Source organism: Cryptosporangium sp. NPDC048952 (assembly GCF_043197895.1).
Taxonomy (GTDB): domain Bacteria; phylum Actinomycetota; class Actinomycetes; order Mycobacteriales; family Cryptosporangiaceae; genus Cryptosporangium.
Genome location: NZ_JBICTY010000007.1, coordinates 1 through 21,529 on the forward strand (window position 1 = coordinate 1; position 21,529 = coordinate 21,529).

The window sequence follows — 21,529 nt, forward strand, 5'->3', positions numbered from 1 at the left end:
GAACTCACGCGGATACGGCTTCGGCACAGCAACATCCTTCCAGCCCGGCCGGTGGCCAAGCCATCTCAGATGTCACAGATCCGTGCAGCAGCCCCTTCCTGCCGAACGTCGCGTAGTCGTGGTGATGAATCGCGCTGACTGCTCGCGGGCAGCTCGGTACGCCCAGTCCAGCATCACACCGCAGCGGTACTGCGTCTGGCTGTCCAGGGCCAACCACACCTACAGCGTCGCCCGACGCTCCGACTATCTCGCGCTGCGCTTCCTCGCCGAGGACGACCTCCCGCTTGCCGCGCATTTCGGCACGCAAAGCGGGGACACGATCGACAAGTTCGCCGACCTGGCGACCGCAACCGGCGCCGGCGGGTACCACTGCTCGCCGACTGCCAGAACTGGCTGGTCGCCCGCCGCAGCGCGCTGCTCGACGAGGGAGGCGACCACGTCTGCCTACCCGCCGAAGCGATCGCGGCCCAACACGGCAAACCATTCACGCCGCTGCGCCTCTCCTGGGCCACACGCCCGCAACCGGGCCACGGCAACGAGGGACGAACTGATCCGCCCACCGAACGTGCCGCCCCTTGAACGTTCCGACACAGCCGGCGGCCTGGTAATGCCGCCGGCTGCCACCGGCAGCCACACTGACCAGTGACGACGGGCCGATCACACGATCCGAGCCAGAGCCAGAAACGGTTCTGGCTCAAAGTGCGTGATCGAGGGACGTTCGAGATCGGTCAGGCTCGAGTTGGTAGCTCGCGTGTCGCTGGGTGAGGACGCAAAGCGTAGACCCCACGACGGCTCATGCAATCGCAGCATCGATTGCGTGCGCTCGATTATAGGGTTGCTTACCGATGGCCCGGAGGTCAGCTCGGAGGGCTACAGCGTGCGTGTACAGCTCCGACCCGCTCCGGTCGTGACTCGCGTAATAGCCCTCGGACGGATCCTGCGCGGCGACCCAATGCCCTGGCTGAAGCGCGAGATCGCGGTGACACAGTTTCTCGCCGACTCGGGAGCGCCGGTCGTGGCACCCGCGAGCGACGCTGGCCATTCACGGCCGAGGGCCTTGAAGTGTCGCTGGGAGTGCACCGACCAGCATGTCCCCCGCGAAATCACTCCCCGAAGGTTCGGATCCCTACTGGGACAGCTCTACATGACGTTGAACTCCTCCGACGCGGATCTGCCACCGATGGACAGACCGCTGACCGACATCTACGCCGCATTTGGGCATCGCCAAGGATTAGATACCGCAGGACTTGATCTCGATGGCCCTGCCCTGGCCAACGCCGCGCGGCGGTCTTGACGCCTTCCATGCCGAAGTCGTTGATGAATCCGATGAGGTTCTTTGTGATGATGGCTCCGGCGCCCTCGGCGGATGCTCCACCGACGATGGAATTGTCGACCTTCAGCACGTCGACGGGGTAGTCCAGCAACAAGCTGAGCGACGAATGCCCGGTGCCGAAGTCGTCGAGAGCCACCCGGAGCCGCAGCGCCCGGAGACGGGTGAGTTGCTCGATCGCCACGTCGGTGGTGAGCACGGCGGTCTCGGTGACCTCGAGCACCAGCCGAAAAGCATCCGCGCCGGTCCTTCGCAGGATGTCCTGGACCTGGTCGACGAAGCCCAAGTCGGCCAGCTGCCGGGCGGAGACGTTCACGCTGATCTTGGCCGGCGCGTTCTCGCCGTAGCGGCGCTGCTGCTGCGTTTGGCCAGCGGAATGAACACATCTGGAGGCCCGATCACCGGATGACTTCAAACCCGCACGAGCCCTGCCGCTAGCCACAGCGTGTTGCCGACGACGCCGGCCACGGCCCGTGGCCAGAAGCACCGTGCACGAACGTGCCCCTGGGCCATGGCCGCCCCTGTCAATTCGTCAGCAGTGCTCCATTGGCTACCGGCTGCGAAATTGGAGGGCATGTCGCGTCCGCTCCCGTCCTACAACTCGGCCAGGTCCGCAGCAAGCCGGTTCAAAGCGGTCAGCCCTTCCTGGAGCTCCGCGGCCGCGGCGTCGAGCGCGTCGTCGAACGCGCCGGTGCGGGTGAGTTGACCGGCTCGAGCGACGTCCTCCAGTTGGCCGCAGTGACGGGCCAGCGCGTCCAGACCGAGGTTGGCGGATGCTCCGCGCAGCCGATGGGCGCGTGCCTCCGCGGTGTCGTTGTCAGCGGCACGGACGGCCTCGGCGAGCTGGTCGAGAAGCTGCGGTGCGGCGGCGGTGTAGGAGCGCACCAGACCTGCGACGAGTTGCCGGTCCTCGAGTTGCGCGTCGGGTCCGATCAGCTCGGTAAGTCGCTCGCGGATGGTCTCGTCGAGCCCGAGTTCGGCAGGGGGCGTCGACGGCACTTCCCGCGACGGATGTGTTTCCGCGAGTGCGACGATCGTGTCCCGGAGCGCGTGCACGCGGACGGGCTTGGCCAGGTAGTCGTCCATCCCGGCGGCGCGGCAGGCGTTGCGGTCCTCGACCAGCACGCTCGCGGTCATGGCGACGATCTGGGGCTGTCGCGCGTCGAAAAGCTCCGCACGGATCCGGCGGGTTGCTTCGAGCCCGTCCATGACCGGCATCTGCACATCCATGAGAACGAGGTCGTAGGGCGTCCGGTGCACGGCGCGCAGGGCCTCCGCGCCGTTCTCCACGGTGTCCGCGCGGTAGCCGAGTTGGCCCAGGAGAAGTTGGGCCACGCGCTGGTTGACCGGATTGTCCTCGACGAGCAGGATGCGCAGCGGCGGGTCGCCCTCGGCGGCCACGCGAACAGCGCGGCGCCGGATCGTGGCCTGCCGGGGGCCGGGTCGACTCGGGGCAAGGACACGTGCGAGTCGGTCGTGGAGCAGCGCGGCGCGGGCAGGCTTGGTCAGCACGGCCGCGAACAGCCCTTGGTCGTCCGGCCCCGGGCGCCATTGGAGGCTGCTGAGCAGCAGCAGGGGCAGGCTCGCGGTGTCGGCCCGGCCCCGAAGGGTCCGGGCTAGCTCGAGACCGTTCTGGTCGGGCATCTGCAGATCGAGGATGGCGAGGTCGAAGCGGTGGCCCGCGTCGGCCAGCCGCACGGCCTGCGCGGCGGAGTCCGCTTCGACGCAGCGAAGCCCCCACCCGGTCAGCTGCAGTATCAGCACGCGGCGATTCGTCGCGTTGTCGTCCACGATCAGCGCGGTGGCGCCGGCGAGCCGGGGACTGTCGGTGGCAGTACCCGCCGACGTGGGGCAGCCCGACAGCCGGGCGGTCAGAGTGAACGTCGAGCCGACCCCGACGGCGCTGATCAGGTCGATCTCGCCGTCCATGGCCCGGGCAAGGTTGCGACTGATCGCCAGTCCGAGCCCGGTACCGCCGTGCAGGCGGGTGGTGGACGAATCGACCTGCGAGAAGGACCGGAACACCCGATCCATCCGATCGGCGGGAATGCCCGGCCCGGTGTCGCGGACCGCGACCCGCAGCTCGACCGGTCCGGCGGGATCAGCAGTCAGATGCCGTGCGGCCGTGGTGACGACGACCTCGCCGTGGTCGGTGAACTTCACCGCGTTGGACACCAGGTTGACGATGATCTGGCGGAGACGCGTGACGTCTCCGCGAAGCATCGGCGGGCACTCCGGGTCGACGCTGCCGACCAGCTCCAGGCCCTTCCGATCGGCTTCCAGCGCCAGCAGGACGAGAGCGCTGTCGACGCATTCCCGGACGTCGAAAGGCTCCACGTCGAGTTCGAGCTGGCCCGACTCGATCTTGGAGAAGTCGAGAATGTCGTTGATCGTGCTCAGCAGAGCTTCGCCGCTGTCGCGGATCGTGGTCACGTATTCGCGTTGGTCCTCGTCGAGGTCGGTCTCCATCAGCACCCCGGTCATGCCGATGACCGCATTGAGCGGAGTCCTGATCTCGTGGCTCATGGTGGCCAGGAACGCCGACTTCGCCTCGGCCGCGGCCACCGCCTGGTCGCGGTCCTTACGGATGCCGCGCAGCGAGGTCAGCAGCACGTAGGCGGCGAGGAGGATCGCCAGGCCGGTGGCCGTCCCGACACCGTAGATCCGGTGCTCGAGCGCTTCGATCCTCGCGTCGATCAGGGTGCCGACCACCGGGAGCAGTGCGGTGCCCAGCGCGGTCGTCCGGTCGATCATCGGGTCGAGCATCCCGGGTGCCGGTTCGAGGGCGGTTCCGGACGCGGCGGTCCGGGGCACGTAGGCGGCTCCCGCGCGGTGGACCGCCACCGTACTCTCGGTGAGGGGTTCCAGGGCCAGAAGCGCGGGGCTGCGGGTGGCGGCGAACGCCTTCGCCATTCCGGTGTTCAACGAGTTGGTGAGTACCGTCGTCTTGCCCGCCATGGCGGCCATCGCGGCCAGGCCGGCGCCTCCGGACACCGCGCCGCCCGGCGACCGGGTCAGGGCGAGGTCGATCGCGCGCAATGGGGTGTCGAGCAGCGCCGGGAGCTGGAGGATCACCGCGTTCATCACGTAGTAGGTGTCGACGTCCGCATCGAGCGCGGTGCTCGGTTCCCGGACGCGCGCGATCAGTGCCAGGAGTCCGTCGACGGCCGCGTTGTAGGCCGGTACCGCCGCGCGGGCACCCTCGGTGGTCACCGCGCGGTTCACGACGGCCCGCACCCGCGACCACTGGCCGACCATGCCCAGGGCCCGGCCGTGCTCGTCGTCGACGACGGTCACGGCGCGGACCGCCGCGACGACCACCGCACGGTCCGGTCGGCCGCCCAGCGCGACGGTGTGCCGGGCCAGGGTCGTCTCCGTCGCCAGCCGCGTCAGCGGGACCAGATACGCGGCCCCCGCCCGCTCCAGGCGCCCGGACACGAGTCGGTCGTGCTCCACCCCGACGTAGGCGGTGCTGACCACCAGCAACGGCAAGGCGAGGACGACGGAGATCGCGGTGAGCTTCTTCCGCTCGGACACGCGTCGGAGCCAGCCCCGGCGGTTGCGTCGAGCGCCGACAGGCTCCGAGTCGCTCACGGCGCGCCCTCCCTTACGTCCGGTTGCTCGCTTCCGCGTCATTCGGCTAACCACCGACCCGGTTCCGGCCGGACCGTTTGGCCGCGTAGAGCTGAGCGTCGGCTGCCTCGACGAGCTGCCGGACGGTCCGGTCGCGCGACGGCGCCAGCGCCGCGACGCCGACGCTCGCGGTGACGAATCCGGTCGGAGTGCCGGCATGGGGCAGTCTTAGCGCTTCGATCGCGACGCGGGTACGTTCGGCGACCAGGCGGGCACCGTCGTTGTCGGTGTCGGGCAGGATGACGGCGAACTCCTCGCCGCCGTAACGCGCCGGGACGTCGGTGATCCGGACCGAGCCGCGGACGGCAGCGGCGACCTCCCGGAGGCAGGCGTCGCCGAGCGCGTGTCCGTAGTGGTCGTTGTACTGCTTGAAGTGATCCACGTCGAGCATCGCGAGCGCCAGCGGTGTCCCGGCGCGGATGCCGCGGCGCCACTCCGCCTCGAGCACGTCATCGAGGCTGCGGCGATTGGCCAGACCGGTCAGCCCATCGGTGCGGCTCAGCTGCTCCAGCTGGCGATTGGCCTCGGTGAGCTGCGCGGTACGCTCGGCCACCTTGTCCTCGAGCGACGCATAGAGGCGGACGTTGGCGATGGAGACCGCCAGCTGACCGGCGACCAGGCGAACTCCCCCCATGCGGTCCGCTGTGAAGGCACCCCGGCTCAGGGTGTTGGCGAGGACCACGAGCGCCTGCCGCGCTCCGCGGTACAGGATCGGCAGCACGAGTAGCGAGCAGTGCGCGAGGCCCGAGACGTACGGGTCGGCGCTGAAGCGTTCGTCGACGCACGCGTCCTCGACGAGCAGCGGCTGTCCGCTGCGCTCCGCGTAGCGGATGGCCGAAAGGGGCAGCGACCCGTCGGCGCCGACGTCCTCGAGCGTCGCACTCGGGTCGCCGCCGCGGACCGGTACGACCCACTTACCGGACCTGTCGGACCAGACGAGAACGTTGACGCTGGTCGCACCGGTCATGGCACTGAGCACCGCGGTGACCCGCTCGTGCAGTCTCACGGCACTGACCTCGGAGCTAAGTGCCTGGGAGGCCGCGAGGATCCCGTGCAGATCGATCGCGTCCGCTGTGAAGTTCATCGTGGCACCCGCCGAGCCGCCACTGATCGTCGAAGAGCGTCCGAGCCCGGAGAACTCCCGTTCCAGCTGTGCGACCTTGGCCACGGCTCCCCAGTTCGCGTAGCGGTCGTGCGCTTCCGCGATCAGCAGTCCGCCGGTGTGCCCCATTCCGCGGGCCAGATGGAAGCGGCCCGCACGCTCGGCGATGTACGGATGGTGCCAACCGGGCCGCCCGGCGACGGCTCGCAGCGCGGCGTCGTAGGCGCGGAGGGCCGCACCGTAGCGGCCGGTGACGCGGTGGTGTTCGGCGTCGGCGAGGTCGTGCAGGTGCGCGAAATTGTGCGGTGCGTCGGCCACACGCCCGGCCATCCAGTTCAGACAGGCCGTTCGTTCCGCGGCGCCGTCATGCGATCCCGCCAGCGCGATCGCTCGGAGCAGATGGGCTGTCATCGTCACAGGTGTCGCGTGGACGAACGGCAGGAGTTCCATCAGCGCGGCGGTGTGCGCGGCCAGTGCCGCTGGACGGTCGAACAGCGCGGCGAGGATCGCAGTGGTGCTGTGGGCGTTGGCAGCCGCAGTGGGATTGCCCTCGATGTCGCCACGGTGCTGCCGGGACGGGCCCGTCGCCTCGCACAGGAGCTCGAGGGCGAGGTCCCGGTAGGCCGCGAAGGCCTGAGCAGCGTGCCCGTTGCTGGTCCGACCACAGAACGCGATGGCAGCCTCGGCTTCGGCGCGGATGTCCTCCACCCGCGGCGCGCACTCAAGGAGCAGCGGCAGCAGCGCGTAATAGGTGTAGCAGGCGTTGCTGAGATCTCCGCCCTGGATCAGGCCGTCGCGTGCCTGCCGGGCGTGCTCCAGCGTCTGTTCCGGCCGGAGGAACCAGTGCGCGCTTCCCAACGCGTAGAGGAACCGCGCCTGCGAGGTGCCGGGCTCGAAGAGCCGCGCCTCGCCGATCTGGAGGAGACGGGAGAGCGCGTCCCGGCCGGTACGGTAGTCGTCGCGAAGGACACTGGCCACGAAGCCGAGGTGGCTGACCGGCCCGAGGAGTTCGGCTACGGGTCCGTATTCCAGCCAGAGTCCGACGCACTCCCCCACCAGCCAGCCCATGGTCGTCGGGTCGCTGAAGAAGGCCGCCGGCATGGTGCTGTTGCAGATGGCGGCGATGGCCGACAGCCGAGGTTCGGTGACCGGCGCGCGCGCGAGATCGGCGAGGGTGCTTCCGTTGACCAGCCACTCCCGCACCCGCGCCAGACCACGGTCCACCGCGGCGCCGAGGGCCTCGGGCGGCGGTTCGACGACGCCTAGTTCCCGGAGTGCCGCGACGCCGAGGGCTACTCCCGCTCCGGGGTCGCCGCGGCCGATCAGGCTGGTGACCTGCAACGCGGTAGCCGGCGCGCGATCGATCGGATCGCTGATCCGGGCGTCGATCCACCCGTAGAGTTCGTCCGCCTCCTCGAGTCGTCCCTGTCCGAACAGGGCCGCGTGCCGTTCGGTTGCCAGCGCCGAGTCGCGGCCGAGGACGGATTCGGCGACGGCCAGGAACTTGTCGACGGCTGTGTAGTTGCTCAGCAGCCGCGACCGGGCCGCCGCTTCGCGGCAGAGCACCGCGACGGATGCGCGTTCCTGCGGATCGTCGATCAGGTCGAGCACGGACAGGTAGTGGGTCGCGGCGCTGACCACTTCGTCGGGTACGAGGGCCAGCCGTCGGGCGACGCCGAGCCGGATCTCACTCGCCCGGTCGGGCTCGAGCCGGTGGAGCACCGCCTCCCGGACGCGCTCGTGGTCGAAGCCGACCGCGCGCTCCGGAGGTCCCGACCACATCACGAGGCCCTCCTCCACGGCGGGCCAGAGCGCGTTCTCCAGTTCCGCTCCGGACGAGGCGCTGGCATGCTGGAGCAGATCGGTAGGTACTTCTCCACCGCCCAGGACGGCCACGGTGGAGAGCAGCTCACAGGTCAGCTCCGGGAGTCCTTCGAGGCGCGCGGTCAGGACTTCGCTCACGTCGTGTCTGCCGGCGATCCGGCGAATCGATGCGGTGTCCCAGCTCCACCCGTCCACGCCGAGGACGACGCCGCCTCCGCGTCGGACCTCGTTGACCAACTCGACGACGTCGAACGGATTGCCGCCCGTGTGGCCGCAGACGGTGGCGGCGAGCACGGCGGCCGAGTCGACCGGCATCCGCAGCATCGCAGCCACCAGTTGTGCGCATCCTTCCGGCGTCAGACCCGAAACCGTGAGCTCCGTGGGTGGAGAGGCCAGTTGGCGCCAGCGGTCGCGCGCCGCCGCGAGGGGATGGGAGGGACCCACTTCGCTGTCGCGGTAGGTGGCGACGAGGAGCGTCGACGGAGGGTTTCCGCCGCTGATCAGCGTGTCGACGAGCGCGAGCGGGGTGCTGTCGGCCCACTGCAGATCGTCGATGGCGAGTACGATCGGCCGGTCCGGGCGGGCCAGGGTTCGGAGCACGTCGAGACCGACCTGCACCCGCTGGGACTGCGCGGTTCGGGCGTCCTCACCCGGAGGGTCGGTCGTCGCACCGAGGAGGACGGCGAACTCGGGAGCCACGGCGGTCAGCAGGCCGATGCGGTCGCCGAGAACGGCCCGGAGCCGGTCGCACGCCAATGCCACCTCGGCCTCGGAATCGGCCAGGACGAACCGGCCGAGCAGACGGATGGCCTGGACAACGGCGTCGCCGACGGCGTCGTGGCGGTGCCGGTCAAACGTGCCGGAGATCAACCATCCACCCGCGGCGGCCACGAGTGGGCGCAACTCGTCGATCAGCCGTGACTTACCGATGCCCGGTGCGCCGCTGATCAGGACCGCGGGGGCGCTGCCCGGCCGCGATCGAGGCGCGCCCGGGGTGGCGTTCCGGACTGCGGCGAACGCTTCGGTCAGGGCCGCTACTTCCCGGTCGCGCCCGATCAGCCGGGCCGGCGCCGTTAGCCGCTGCGGAAAGTCGCGCAGACCGAGCCGGAACGGCGTGTGCGGATCGTCGTGGATCTGCTGCAGATCGAAGGCGAGCCCGTGCGCACTCTGGTACCGCTGGTCGGGATCCTTCGCCAGCAGACGCAGGATGGCCGCGGACAACATCGGCGGGAGTTGCGAGTCGTGCTCGAGCGGCGGGCGCGGCAGTCTGGCGAAGTGGTCGTGCACGAGCGGCATCAGGTTCGTGCCGTCGCCGAACGGCGGCCGGCCGGTGGCGAGGCAGTAGAGCGTCGCGCCCAGGCTGTACAGGTCCGCGCGATGGTCGATCGGCCGGCCGGTCCGGCCCGTGCATTCGGGAGCCAGATACGCCGGCGTCCCGAGGACCTGACCGGGGTGCGGGAAGGCGGCCGGTGTTCCGGTGCAGACGGTCGCGAGGTCGAAGTCGACGAGCAGCGGCCCGCCGCGGCACAGGATCACGTTGGCCGGACAGATGTCGTGGTGGATCACGCCGTGCGCGTGTACGCGCGCCGTCACTCCGGCGAGCGCGGGCGCCAGGTCGAGAAGCTGGTCGAGGGGAAGTGGACCAGCACCCGGTGGCTGACCACCGTCGTCCCGGAGGAAAAGCGAGTTGCCGCTCGCCCCGAGGAGTTGAGAGACCCCCGGAACCCCCTTCAGCCGCTCCAGTATCGTGCGCTCGTGTCGCAGACGCTGCGAGGCATCGGTTCCCGCTACGTCCTTGCGGATCACGCTGCCGTGCGGATCACCCGCGGGCTGCCGGACGACGCGGGTACGGGCGCTCTCGTAGAGCACCCACTGATCACCGGTCGCGTCCATCGGTCGAAGGATCTCCCTTTCGTTTTACGTGCACCGTTCCGGGCAGAAACGCACGTTTCTCGCCTAGCCGCCGCACTTCGTCGGCGTCATGCTGAAGCGAGATACTGGTGAGAGAGCGGGCAACGGTGGTCGACGAGCGACCCGGACGGGTTGCGACGGTGCCCGGCGGGACGGATGACGCCGTCCTCCGCCTGCGGGCGACCGGTGCGCTCGACGCATCCGTCCATCGGCAGGTCTCCGCTGCTGTACAGCGGGCTCTCACCGAGGTGGCTGCTCGGAGCGGTCTGCGCCGCATCGAAGTCGACCTCGGAGCAGCCAGCTTCCTGTCCGCAGCGGTCGCCGGCGCGCTTGCTCACGGCGCGCACCGCGCCGCGGAGCAGCAATGCGTGCTGCGGGTGATCAACGCGTCCGGGATCGCCGCTCGGGTCCTGGTGATCTCCCGGTTGTGGCCGGTGCTCTGCGACCGGGACGACGTCGGGACCCGAGACGCCTGATCGACGAGGGTTCACACGTCACGTCCGGGGTCGCTCAGACATGCGCTGAGTCGGTAGGCGCTGCCTCGGAGTTCGGCGATTTTCGTCTCGAGATCGTCGCGACGTCGCCGACCGGCCGCACTGAGGGACTCCAGCGCGGTGGCGATTCCGACCGCGACGTCGACGACGTGCGAGTGTTCGTCGTACAACTCGAGAAGCATCGTCCCGCCGGGCCGCCGGTGACGATCAGCGGACTGCTCCGCGCAGGCTGCGCACGCCGCGCGCAGACGTGCGACGTGCGCGGCCAATCGGAGGACGAGTTCCCGGGCGGCGGCCAGATTGGTTTCGGCCTCCGCCTCGTGACACACCATGGCGTTGATCAGCGTCGCCCGAGCCGCCTCGTATTCGCAGAACGCGCTCCTCACCGTGGTTCCCATCCCTTCAGCGTGACCACCGGAGAGCATGCGAACTAGACAAGAAACGAACAATCTTCGCGAAACGTAAGGCGGTGAACGAACGCGAGTCAACCGAAGTGCTCTCGCAGCGTGCGAGACGGCGCCCGGCCGTACGCGGCACGGTAGTCCGCCGCGAACCGGCCGGGCTGCGCGAATCCCCAGCGAGCGGCGACCGCGGTGACGGTGACGCCCTCGCCCGGACCGGCGGCGCACAGATCAGCGTGAGCCCGGTCGAGACGCACCCGCCGCAGGTACGCCATGGGAGTGGTGTCCAGGTGCCGACGGAAGGCGATCTGGATCGCCCTGGGCGTCACGTGGGCGGCGCGGGCGACATCCGAGAGGGTCAGGTCCTGATCGGGGTTGGCCTCGATGGAGGCGACGGCGCGGCGCAGCGCGTCCGGGTGGGCGTCGCGTCGATCCTGGCTGGTGGGCTCCGTGGTCATGGTGTTCGGGAAGACAGCGAGCGCGGTGGCAGCCAGCAGTCGGCCGGCGGCGCCGATGACGAGCGGCGACGCCGGCACCTGGGGTGTGAGGAGCAGCTCGTTGACGAACCGCACAGCCTGACGCCATTGCCCGGCGCGGCCGGGCGACGGTTCGTACGCGAGCGACTTCCACGGTCTGGCGGGCTCGTCCGTGGAGTCACCCGACATGGCGCGGAGCAGCGGGAGCCGCAGGACGACGGCCAGCACGTCGGACTCATGCGACCGGCAGTCCCACTCCACACCCGGATAGCTACCCACCAGCACGTCGCCGGGCACGTACCGGGTGACGGTCCGGCCGCGCTCGTAGCTTCCCCGGCCGGCGAGGACCGTGCTGAGCATGACCGCGTCCTCGAGGCCTTCGACCGTGAAGTTCATTTCGGCGGGTAGCCGAACCTGACTCGAGACGAAACCACCGACCGCCACCTGCCGAACGCTCACCAGCCAGTCGCGAGTGAGGCCCCTACCGACCCGCAGCCCGGCACCGAAGGACGCCGCGAGGATCTCACGTGCCTCATCCGGACTGGAGATCAGGCTGAGACTGCGCCGGGGCACGAATTCGGAGGGTGCCATGAAGGCCATGGAGGTCCTTGATCCAGGGAGATCGGTGCGGGCACTCACGCGTGCAGCGTCTGGCTGGGAAGCACGCCGTACTGGCGTCGGTAGGACTGCACGAACCAGGCGCGATGTCCGAATCCCCAGCGCGCCGCGATGACCGCGACGGTCTCCTCCGCGGTCGGATCGGCCGCCTGCAGATCTCGGTGGGCGCCCTCCAGACGCACCCGCCGCAGGTAGCCCAGCGGCGTCGTACCGTACTGGCGGTGAAAAGCCGCTCGCACCGCGCGGCCGGTGGCGCCGGCAGCAGCGGCGATCTGCGCGAGGCTGATCGGCTCCCTGGCGTGGGTGTCGATGAACGCGGCAGCGCGACGCAGAGCCGCGGGCGCGATTCCTCCCGGCCCGGGACGATACGGCGCCGTCAGGATGGTGTTCGGGAACACGTCCAGCGCGGTCGTCGCGATCAGCTCCACCATCGCTGCCCGTACCAGCGGACTGTCGATCGTGGGGTCGGCCGAGTTCAGACTGCGGTGGACATAGCGGTTCAAGCTCTGCCAGCGGGCGGTCGCATCCGCAGACACCGGCGTGACGTCGGTGAAACACCACTCCCCCGGCGTGAATCCGCCTGAGCTCTCGGCAACGGTCTCCAGGGCCACCAGCGGAATGCGGACGGTTGCGAGCTCCACGTCGTCCCAGCAGCATTCCAGATCGGCCTCGGCCGGGTACCGCACGACCCCGCCGCGCCGCAACGACGTCTCCCCGGTCCGCGCGGGGAACGTGATCCCACCGCTCAGCAGAGCGCCCGCCGAGAACGTCGGGGTCGCTCCGGTACGCGACCGGACCGACATGGTGTGGCTGATCAGTTCGCCGCTCAGCTCACCGGTCGATGACGACCGCAATCGGAAGGCGAAGTCCTGCGTTCGGCCCGAGAGCACCACCGGCGCGCCGGGCGCATAGATCTGGTTGATGGTGTGATGCGCCTCTTCGGGATCCGAGGTGGACACCTCGATGACGTTGACCGGCATCCGGGTACGCTAGACGCCCTTCGGCCAAAAGCCCCGTATTGGACGGCTCGATCGCAGGGAATGTCGCGGTCAGTCCCGCAGGGTCCGCGACGGATGTCGGCCGTAGAGGGCGCGATAGTCACCGGCGAACCGACCCGGCTGGGCATAACCCCAGCGGGCTGCCACGGAGGCAACAGTTGCTCCATCGCCGGGAACGGCAGCCTGCAGGTCCGCGTGAGCCCTGTCCAGACGCACCCGCCGCAGGTAGGCCATCGGCGTGGTGTCCAGGTGACGTCGGAAGGCGATCTGGACGGTCCGCGGAGTCACGTGCGCGGCCTGCGCGATGTCGGCGACGGTCACGTCGACGTCGGGGTTCGCCTCGATGTAGGCGACAGCGCGACGCAACGTGTCCGGATGGGCGTCGTGCCGGTCCCTGGCGGCGGAACCGGCCTGCCCAGGGGCGGGGAAGATCGCGAGCATCGTCGCGGCCAGCAGGCGGCCGGCAGCGCCGATCATCAGCGGTGACGCAGGGGCCGCCGGGTTGGCGAGCATGTCGCCGACGAATCGGACGGCCTGACGCCATTGCCCGGTACTACCGGGCAGCGGGTCGAACGTCAGCGGCCTCGTGGACGGTCCAGGCTGGTCACGCGGTGCGCCGGCCGCCTCATCCAGCAGACCGACGGGCAACCCGACGATCTGCACGACGAAGTCCGCCGAGCGGCAATCCCACGCGACGCGGGGGCAGTTACCGACGTAGACGTCACCCGGCCGGTAGCGGGTGGTGGACTTGCCCCGCTCGTAGCTCGCCCAACCGGCGGTCACGGCGCTGATCAGGATCTGACCGTCCAGGCCCTCCACCCGGTACCCCAGGTCGGCCGGCGCCCGCACCTCACTCAACGAATAGCCACCGGCCAGCACGCTCCGGATACTCACTGCCCAATCGCTCTCGACGGCACCACCGACCCGTAGTCGAGCACCGAAAGCCTCCGTCAGCACGTCGCGGGCCTCGTCCGGATCGGAGGCGACGCGCTGAGAGCGCTGCGGCAGGCAGGTGGACGACGGTTCGAGCATGGAAGTCCTTGCGGTGGTGGGGGTGTCAACGGCCTTCGGTCTCGAGTGTGTGGCTGGGCGGCGCGCCATACTGCCGGTGGTAGTACGCCGCGAACCGCGCGCTGTTGCGGAAACCCCACCGGGCAGCGACCTCGTCCACCGTGGTCCGCCCGGGATCACTCGCACGAAGATCACGATGAACGCCTTCGACGCGGACCCGCCGAAGGTAGCCGGTCGGCGTAGTGGAGTAATGGCTCCGGAAGGCCGCACGAAGGGCCGGGCCGGACGCACCACTGGCACCGACGATGTCCGCGAGACCGATGGGCTCGGGGGCGTGGGCCTCGATGTAGGACACCGCACGGCGCAGCGCACCACGGCCCCCGGCCGTCACGTGGCCGACGTCCTCGAGCGTGTTCGGGAACACCGACAGCGCAGTCGTCGCGACCAGGTCGACCAACGCGGCACAGATCAGGGGATTGTCCCCGGCCAGTCCGGCCGGGTGGAGGGTCCGATGCGCGTAGTCGGTGACCGTGCGCCACTGCGCGGCCGCAGAGTCGGACACGGGGGCCAGGCCGGTGAACCGCCATCCCCCGGACCGGCTCCCCGCAGCGCCCTCGAGCGCACCCCACGGGACGCGGACGATCGTGAGCCGAATGTCCTCCCAGGAACACAGCAGGTCGGCCTCGGTGGGATAGCGCGCCACTCCCCCGCGCCCCAGCGTTGCTTCCTCACCACCGGAGCAGAAGCTGATTCGGCCGCCCGCGACCGTGCAGGCCGCGAACATTCCGAGGGGTCCGGACAGCGAGCGGGCCGCCATGGAGTGGCGGAGCACTTCGCCGCCCATCTCGCCCGCCGTGGACGACCGCAGGCTGAACGCGAAGTTCTCGGGCCGACCGGACACGCGCACCGGCCTGCTCGGCGCGTAGATGTCGTTGATCGCCTGATGGGCGCGCTCGGGATCGGCGGTAGACAGTTCAACGACGTTGACGGGCATAAACGCCTCACGGTTCAGGATGTCATCGCACCTCGGTCACGCTCTTGCGCGTGCCGCGCGGACCTCAGCCAGCGGATCGTGACGCCGCGAACAGGCGGATGCCGCCAGTGGGACCCGGGCGAGGGGGTCCTAAGGCGCCGGGGCGGGTGGGAACCCCGTTGCGCCCGTAGGACCCCGCCACCGACCTGCCCAGGGAGGGGTGGGGTCGCAGGTCGATCGTGGAGGCCGTCGCCGTCACCTCGTCCGTCGCCCCGTTCCGAAGTGGTCGCCAACATCCGATACGCACAGGATGCCCGTCGGTGACCGCCAGTGACTAGGCGAAAAGCGAACCATTCCCGCGACCGGCGATCCAGTTAGCGAAGTTCGGTGGCTGTGCTGTCCCCGAGTAGCGAGCATGGTGTCGTCACGTTCGTCGTCGCCGGTGCCCCTGACCGCGGTCATCGCGCTGATCACCGCCACCGCGCTGGGCTAGATCGACCAGCCCTGCTGGCGCAACGCATGCGCCTCCACGGCTTCCTCCCATGAGAGCACTCCGGTCCCCCCAGCCTCGCGACCACCAACAGTCACGAACCAGAAGCGACGAACTGACCGACGGTCGGGTAACCGCCGGCGAGTCGCTCAGGTGAAAAATTCAGTAAGCAGCCATGGGGAGACTCAAAGAGCGCCAACACCCCTGCCTCACCGCACCGAACACCACCATCCGGACCGCCCTCGACATCCCGGCCGGCCGCGGGTCACCGCCGTCTACTCGGCATCGCGATGTGTCGCGTTGTTTGGCTTCACCGGACTCGGTGGCGTGCCCTCGGCAAAGACGTGACAACTGTGGCGCATCACTAACGGCGCGCCGTCGTCGCTGCGGGTCCTACCGACCGGACAGACCATGGGCGCACTGCCGGTCGACCACCTCGACGGCAGAGACCAACTCGCGATGAGCGTGGAGACCACCGGCGGATCTCCGCAGCCCGCCGACCTCTTGGCAGTGATGGCCTTGACGTGAACGGCCGGCCGAACCGAGACCGGACCAATCCTCGGCCGCCACCGCGACGAATCCCTTGACGGGACTAGACGAGGGAAGGCGGCCGGCCCATGGCGGGATTAACGCGCCGACTGACGACGCTGCGCGCGCGAAGGAGGTCGCGGCCACGCCGCGCTGTGCCCGACACGCCAGAGACACCTACGGACGACCGACGACCTCCACCAATCTCCGATTCCCCCGCGCCGTCGGCAAATCAAGACCCGACCGTGGTCCGCGCGATCGGTATCGCCGGAGATCAAATCAGGATCGCAGCCGCTGCGTTCGGCGTGAAAGAGATCGCGTGGTCAGCTCACCCGGATACATCATTCGACCCGGCCGCCCGCGTCGCGGCCATCGAACCGCCCACCGACGAACCACCGACGAAACCCGCGTAAACGGTACTCACGTCAGACGGTCCGGTTCGGGAGGCGCACTATCCCGAGGTAGAAGTCGTCGATGCGCTGAACAGCGCGAAGGAACTCGTCGAAGTCGACCGGCTTGGTGACGTACGCGTTGGCGTGCAGGTCGTAGCTGGCGACGACGTCCTGGTCGATGGTCGAAGTGGAGAGCACCACGATCGGGATCTGTCGAAGAGCCGGGTCGTTCTTCACCTGATCGAGGACCTCCCGACCGTTCATCCGCGGCATGTTGAGATCGAGCAGGATGAGGTCAGGGCGCGGCCGGCTGTCGTCGCGGAGGTACTCGAGCGCTTCGACGCCGTTGGAGGCGGTGTGCAGACGATGCGGGATACGCCGGTCGGTGAGCGCCTCGTCGATCAGGAGCACGTCACCGGCGTCGTCGTCGACGATCAGCACGTCGTATGGTGCGTCGGAGCGGGGCGTCGCCATGAGCTCATTATCCGGTACATGAAATGCTGCCTTTTGGCGGCTCACGTGTTCACGACGGCGTTCGTCGACGCGAAACGTCGCTCAAAATCGTCGGCGCTCATCGGGCGCCCGTACAGATAGCCCTGCGCGAGGCGGTAGCCGGCCCGCCGGAGCCGGTCGGCTTGCTCAGCGGTTTCGACACCCTCGGCCACCGCCTCGATACCGAAGTCCTCGATGAAGCCGACGAGGTTCTTCGTGATGATCGCGCCGGCGCCGTCCGCGGTGGCGCCGCTGACGAACGACTTGTCGACCTTCAGCACGTCGACCGGGCAGTTGAGCAGCAGGCTGAGCGACGAGTGGCCGGTACCGAAGTCGTCCAGCGCGACGCGCAGCCCGAGGCTCTTGAGCCGATGAAGCCGCTCGACGGCGACGTCGGTAGTGAGCACCGCGGTCTCGGTGACCTCGAGCACGAGCCGGGACGCGTCGACCCCGGTGTCCCGGATTACGGCCGCGACGTGCTCGACAAAGTCGCGTTCGGCCAGCTGGCGGGCGGAGACGTTGATGCTGACCTTGCTCGGCGCCCGATCCCGGTGGTCGTGCTGCCACGCGGCGGCCTGCCGGCACGCCTGCTGGAGCACCCAGGTGCCCAGCTCGAGGATGCACCCGTTCTGCTCGGCGAGCGGAATGAAAACGTCGGGCGGCACCAGCCCCCGTTCCGGGTGCCGCCAGCGCATCAGCACCTCACCGCCGATCGTCGTCCCGGTTTCGAGGTCGACGATCGGCTGGTACAACGCGAAGATCTGGCCGGCCGGCAACGCCTGTCGGAGGTCGGCAGCGAGGCGGGCGCTCTCGTCGGCGGCGCGATCCATGGCCGGATCGAACCAGTGGCGGCGATCGCCGCCTGCGGCTTTCGCCGTGTACATGGCGACGTCGGCGCGGCGCAGCAACTCCTTCGGCGTATCACCCACCCAGCTGGTGGCCACTCCGATGCTGGTAGCGGCCACGACGGTGTGTCCGGCCAGCTCCGCCGGCTCCCGGATCGCCGCGAGCACGTCGTCGACCAGAATCTCGACACCGGCGGCGTCCGTGCACAGGGCAACGGCGAACTCGTCGCCGCCGAGCCGGGCCACCAGGCCCAGATCCCCGACGACGGCGGTCAGCCGGTCGCTCAGCAACGTCAGCAGGGCGTCGCCGACGCCGTGGCCGAGGCGGTCGTTGACCGTCTTGAAGTCGTCGACATCGAGCAGGACCAGGTGGCAAAGCTGGTTGTCGGCGAGCAGCTGCTCGACGTGCCGCTCGAGCAGCGCCCGGTTGGCGGCCGTGGTCAGGCTGTCGTGGGTGGCCTGGTACTCCAGCCGCTCCTGAAAGCCGCGCAGATCTGCCAGCTGAGCGTCGACGGTGGCCAGCAGCCGGTGGTTGTCCCGTAGGGCGATGATCTGCCGAACGATGACGAGGAACGTCAGCGTCACCGCGGCGATCTCCATGATCGCCGTCTCGACGGGGTCACTGGTGCCGGTGGCCAGCAGCAACGCGTCGGTGACGACGACCGCCAGGTACGGGATCAGGCTGATCCGGCGAGACCGGCGCCGCGGCGCCGGTGGGCGGGCTCCCGCGCGCAGCTGCTGCACGGCGGCGAGATGAAGACTCAGTGCGGCCACCGGCACAGCGATCAGGCTGGAGGACAAGTACGGCCGCGTCACCAGGAACGGCGAGAGGCTGCCGAACGCGGCGCTGATCGCGCTACCGACCGCGAGGATGTGCAGCGCACGCCGATCCAGGCGGCCGGCGCCGGCGAACGCCACTTTGACGAACGTCGCCATCGACAGGAATCCGACCACCGCGAGGGAGAGCATCGCCCCGGCCGAGCCGGTCTGAGCGACCCACTGTTGATGCTCCCGTAGCGAGAAATGCCAGACCATGGCGGCGACGGTGATCAGAACCATGCAGGTGTCCAGGCCGAACCGTATCCAGTCACTACGGCTGCGCTGCCACGACGGCAGCCGCAGCAACGCCCACAACACCACGCCGAGCATGCCCAGATAGAGCAGCAGCGTGACCGGACCCACGCGCTGGGACGGGCCCGCTCCACCCACCGCGTCCACGGCGTTGGACACCGTCCCCGCCACGAACAGGCCACATCCGCCCACCAAGAGGCGCCAGAAGCGGCGGGTGGAGACGTCCAGCGCACCGTCCCGGGCTACCTGCCAGCAGGCGTAGCCGGCGAGGGAGGCGGTCAGCGGCAGGGCTACCCACCCGACGACCGGATGACGCCAATGGACCATGAGCCCGGCCGCGACCCAGACCCCGTTCAAACCGGTCAATGCGCCGGTGACGAGCAATGGCCACCACACACTGCGCCGATGACGCGCGCCGCTCATCACAGATGTTTCATCGGCTAACGGGACGCTCAGTCAACTATTCGCCTCCGATGACTACTGCAGGTCGCGATACCGATAGCGCAGCGCCCCGATCGTGACAGCCGCCATGCCGACGACACTCATCACCCCGGCGGCGGCCTCCGCTCTGTCGCTGGTTTGCTGCTGCATGGGGTGGGCGGCGCGTAGTTATCGTGGTCGAGGACGAGGCGGGCGGCAGAGGCCTCCTCGGCCGCTCGGGTGATGATGCGAGGAACGACATCCGCGCCGAGATCGGGGCTGAACCGCTGGAGGACCTCATCCGGCAGGCGGCAACCGACAGCGAGCTCCTGGCCGAGATCGAAACCGCCGCGCGACAAGAGCCTGCTCTCCGGCGGCGCTGGCCACCGTCTGGCTCAGCTCCGACATCCCGGCTTCCGTCCGCCAGCGCCTGGCGCTCTTCGGCGTGGCCGACCTCGGCGCCTAGGCCGTCCCGACGGCACGCTCCCATTCGTCGGGTCGGCTACGACCCCGCGGCCGCCCGGTACTTCTCGACGAGGTCCGCAGGGATGCGCCCGCGCTCGCTCACGGCGAAGCCGTTCTGCTTGGCCCACTCCCGTACCGCCTGGCTCCGCTCGCGGCTGGCCGCCGGCGTCTTCGCCTGGATCGATCCACGGACGGTCCGGGACGCGCGAGGTGCCTTGCCCGCCTTCCGCGCGGCCTCCACGTAGCGCGCCAGCTCGGCCCGCAGCACGCCCGCGTTGGCCTCGGACAGGTCGATCTCGTAGCTGGTTCCGTCGAGGTCGAAGGCCACCGTTTCCTGCGCGGCGCTCCCGTCGATGTCGTCGACCAGCAGTACCTCGACCTTGCGCGCCATCTTTCCTCGGTTCTCGTCTCCGTGATGCGAAAGGGCAGTGTATTCAGCTAATCAGTGGCCACCCGGACGGTGCAGTCCGGTCTGAGCCATGCACCGCCCTGTACGACGGCGCGCGCGTCGATCCGCGCATCGGCCGCCGCGCCCGGCGGTACCCGGACGCGCGGGTGGGCTCGGACCGACGCTCCCGCCGTCCACGACGGTCGTCAAGCCCCTCCGCCACGCAGTGCCGCACGCGAAGCGGCACCGGCTTGACGACCCCGTCGTGGACGGCAGGCAGCGGTCCGCACGCCCACCCGGCCTGGCGTGGGCGCACCTCCGGCCTGCCCGCCCATTCCTCTGGAGCGGGCACCTCCGCCGGAGGCGGACCGCCTTCAGGAGCGCCTCATGACTGCTCAGCCCTCGGCAAACGACCAACCGCCGATCCGGATCACCACCCCCAACGAACTGGTATCCCTCATCCCCTACCTGATCGGCCACCACCCCGCCGACTCCCTCGTCCTGCTCGGCTGCGATGCCACCAAGGTCATCGTCACCGTCCGCCTGGGCCTCGGCGACCCCACCAACGCATGGGCGCAGATCGTGCCGAACCTGGCCCGCAGCGGCGTGATCACCGGGCATCTCGTCGGCTACGGATCGGCCGCACGCGTCGGTCCCCACATCGACACCGCGCACGCCGCCCTCACGCTCAACGACATCGCCAGCTCAGCTCCGGTCCGCGTCGAGCACGGTCGCATCTACGCCACCGGCACCGGCGCTGGTCCCGGCGATCTCGCGTCGAGCCACGCCGATGAGGGCGTCCGCGTCGATCCTCACACGGCCGCCGCCGCGCGGGCCGTCGTCGAGGGAATGGTGGCTCTGCCCAGCCGCGACGCGATCCACACCCTCGTCGCGCCCACCGGCCCTGCGGAGCAAGCCGCGATGCGCTCGGCCGTCGCGCGAGCCCGCTCCGCCGGAGCGCCCGTGACCGGGGAAGCAGCCGTGCAGGCCGCGGACGCAGCCGTCACCGACGCCCTCGGCAGCTACCGGACCGGAGACCGGCTCACCGACGACGACGTCGCCCGACTCACTCTGCTGCTGACCGACGAGCAGGCCCGCGATGCCGTCCTGGCCCGCGACGAGGACGACGACGCCTCGATCGCGTTGTGGACCGACGTCACCCGTCGCGCAGACGCGAGCCTGGTCGCCGAGCCCGCCTGCATCCTCTTCGTGGCTGCCTGGCTGGCCCGCCGGGCGCCACTGGCGTGGGCCGCTCTCGACCGCGCCCGCGACGCCGAGCCGGGGCATCGCCTCACCCGACTGTTGAGCGCCATGGTCTGGAACGGGATCAGCCCCGATCAGCTTGCCGAGGTGCTGCGTCGCCGACGTTCGGACGCCAGCCACCCCTGACACTGCCCTCGGCGATACGCGGGGCCCGCCCAGAACACTATTGGTGGCGGGAGCGGAAGCGCGGCCAGCGGAACGGATGCTGGCCGCGCTCGCACGCACGTGGTCTCGGCGACCCGGTCCGGTCAGCCGACCGGACGGGTCGCCGAGGCCACAGCCCGAGTGGCGGTCGCTTCAGCGAGTTCGCCATGTGTGACGCTTCGACCGTGACACGCATGACCAGGCATCTTGAGCGGTACGAGTGGGCTCCCCCGCGCAACAGCAGCGTCGACCTCGACCAG

General features: G+C 69.7%; 15 protein-coding genes. 4 read left to right on the forward strand and 11 right to left on the reverse strand.

The window, feature by feature from the left end; translation table 11 throughout:
• Nucleotides 1–646, forward strand: a 646-nt coding sequence (locus ACGFY5_RS33475) for a flavin reductase (RefSeq protein WP_392726405.1), incomplete at its 5' end; no start/stop codon positions are given.
• Between the two features lie 457 nt (nucleotides 647–1,103).
• Here the strand turns inward: ACGFY5_RS33475 and ACGFY5_RS33480 are convergent.
• The 3 genes from ACGFY5_RS33480 to ACGFY5_RS33490 form a co-directional block, all read right to left on the reverse strand.
• Nucleotides 1,104–1,817: an EAL domain-containing protein gene (locus ACGFY5_RS33480; protein ID WP_392726408.1), complete on the reverse strand. Its 714-nt coding sequence runs from the start codon at nucleotides 1,815–1,817 to the stop codon at nucleotides 1,104–1,106.
• Nucleotides 1,818–1,924: 107 nt separating this feature from the next.
• Nucleotides 1,925–4,924 carry a response regulator gene (locus ACGFY5_RS33485; RefSeq protein WP_392726410.1) on the reverse strand — a complete coding sequence of 1,000 codons (3,000 nt, stop codon included), beginning with the start codon at nucleotides 4,922–4,924 and terminating at the stop codon, nucleotides 1,925–1,927.
• A gap of 46 nt (nucleotides 4,925–4,970) precedes the next feature.
• Nucleotides 4,971–9,782: a diguanylate cyclase gene (locus ACGFY5_RS33490; RefSeq protein ID WP_392726413.1), complete on the reverse strand. Its 4,812-nt coding sequence runs from the start codon at nucleotides 9,780–9,782 to the stop codon at nucleotides 4,971–4,973.
• A 107-nt stretch (nucleotides 9,783–9,889) separates the two neighbouring features.
• Here ACGFY5_RS33490 and ACGFY5_RS33495 point away from each other — a divergent pair, with 107 nt between their 5' ends.
• On the forward strand, nucleotides 9,890–10,276 hold the full coding sequence (locus tag ACGFY5_RS33495; RefSeq protein ID WP_392726416.1) for an STAS domain-containing protein: 387 nt from the start codon (nucleotides 9,890–9,892) through the stop codon (nucleotides 10,274–10,276).
• An 11-nt stretch (nucleotides 10,277–10,287) separates the two neighbouring features.
• Here ACGFY5_RS33495 and ACGFY5_RS33500 read toward each other — a convergent pair whose 3' ends face one another.
• The 5 genes from ACGFY5_RS33500 to ACGFY5_RS33520 all read right to left on the reverse strand — a co-directional run bounded on the left by ACGFY5_RS33500 (nucleotide 10,288) and on the right by ACGFY5_RS33520 (nucleotide 14,792).
• A complete protein-coding gene (locus ACGFY5_RS33500) occupies nucleotides 10,288–10,692 on the reverse strand; it encodes a hypothetical protein (protein ID WP_392726419.1) in 405 nt (134 codons plus the stop codon).
• A gap of 86 nt (nucleotides 10,693–10,778) precedes the next feature.
• A complete protein-coding gene (locus ACGFY5_RS33505; RefSeq protein WP_392726422.1) occupies nucleotides 10,779–11,762 on the reverse strand; it encodes a helix-turn-helix transcriptional regulator in 984 nt (327 codons plus the stop codon).
• Nucleotides 11,763–11,806: 44 nt separating this feature from the next.
• Nucleotides 11,807–12,769 carry a helix-turn-helix transcriptional regulator gene (locus ACGFY5_RS33510; RefSeq protein ID WP_392726423.1) on the reverse strand — a complete coding sequence of 321 codons (963 nt, stop codon included), beginning with the start codon at nucleotides 12,767–12,769 and terminating at the stop codon, nucleotides 11,807–11,809.
• Nucleotides 12,770–12,838: 69 nt separating this feature from the next.
• Nucleotides 12,839–13,819 (reverse strand): helix-turn-helix transcriptional regulator, encoded by a 981-nt coding sequence (locus tag ACGFY5_RS33515; protein ID WP_392726424.1) that lies wholly within the window; start codon nucleotides 13,817–13,819, stop codon nucleotides 12,839–12,841.
• 25 nt (nucleotides 13,820–13,844) lie between these two features.
• A complete protein-coding gene (locus ACGFY5_RS33520) occupies nucleotides 13,845–14,792 on the reverse strand; it encodes a helix-turn-helix transcriptional regulator (RefSeq protein WP_392726427.1) in 948 nt (315 codons plus the stop codon).
• 829 nt (nucleotides 14,793–15,621) lie between these two features.
• Here ACGFY5_RS33520 and ACGFY5_RS33525 point away from each other — a divergent pair.
• The gene (locus tag ACGFY5_RS33525) at nucleotides 15,622–15,789 is read left to right on the forward strand and encodes a hypothetical protein (RefSeq protein WP_392727818.1); all 168 of its coding nucleotides are present in this window, start codon (nucleotides 15,622–15,624) and stop codon (nucleotides 15,787–15,789) included.
• 425 nt (nucleotides 15,790–16,214) lie between these two features.
• Here ACGFY5_RS33525 and ACGFY5_RS33530 read toward each other — a convergent pair whose 3' ends face one another.
• From ACGFY5_RS33530 to ACGFY5_RS33540, 3 genes are all read right to left on the reverse strand, one after another.
• Nucleotides 16,215–16,655 (reverse strand): response regulator, encoded by a 441-nt coding sequence (locus ACGFY5_RS33530; RefSeq protein ID WP_392726429.1) that lies wholly within the window; start codon nucleotides 16,653–16,655, stop codon nucleotides 16,215–16,217.
• A gap of 41 nt (nucleotides 16,656–16,696) precedes the next feature.
• Entirely contained in the window at nucleotides 16,697–19,012 is a 2,316-nt protein-coding gene (locus ACGFY5_RS33535) for a putative bifunctional diguanylate cyclase/phosphodiesterase (RefSeq protein WP_392726431.1), read from the reverse strand.
• 499 nt (nucleotides 19,013–19,511) lie between these two features.
• Entirely contained in the window at nucleotides 19,512–19,865 is a 354-nt protein-coding gene (locus ACGFY5_RS33540) for an Lsr2 family protein (RefSeq protein ID WP_392726434.1), read from the reverse strand.
• A 384-nt stretch (nucleotides 19,866–20,249) separates the two neighbouring features.
• On the opposite strand from ACGFY5_RS33540, the gene ACGFY5_RS33545 reads away from it, so the two are divergent.
• Nucleotides 20,250–21,251: a DUF4192 domain-containing protein gene (locus tag ACGFY5_RS33545; protein WP_392726437.1), complete on the forward strand. Its 1,002-nt coding sequence runs from the start codon at nucleotides 20,250–20,252 to the stop codon at nucleotides 21,249–21,251.
• The last annotated feature ends 278 nt before the right edge of the window (nucleotides 21,252–21,529 follow it).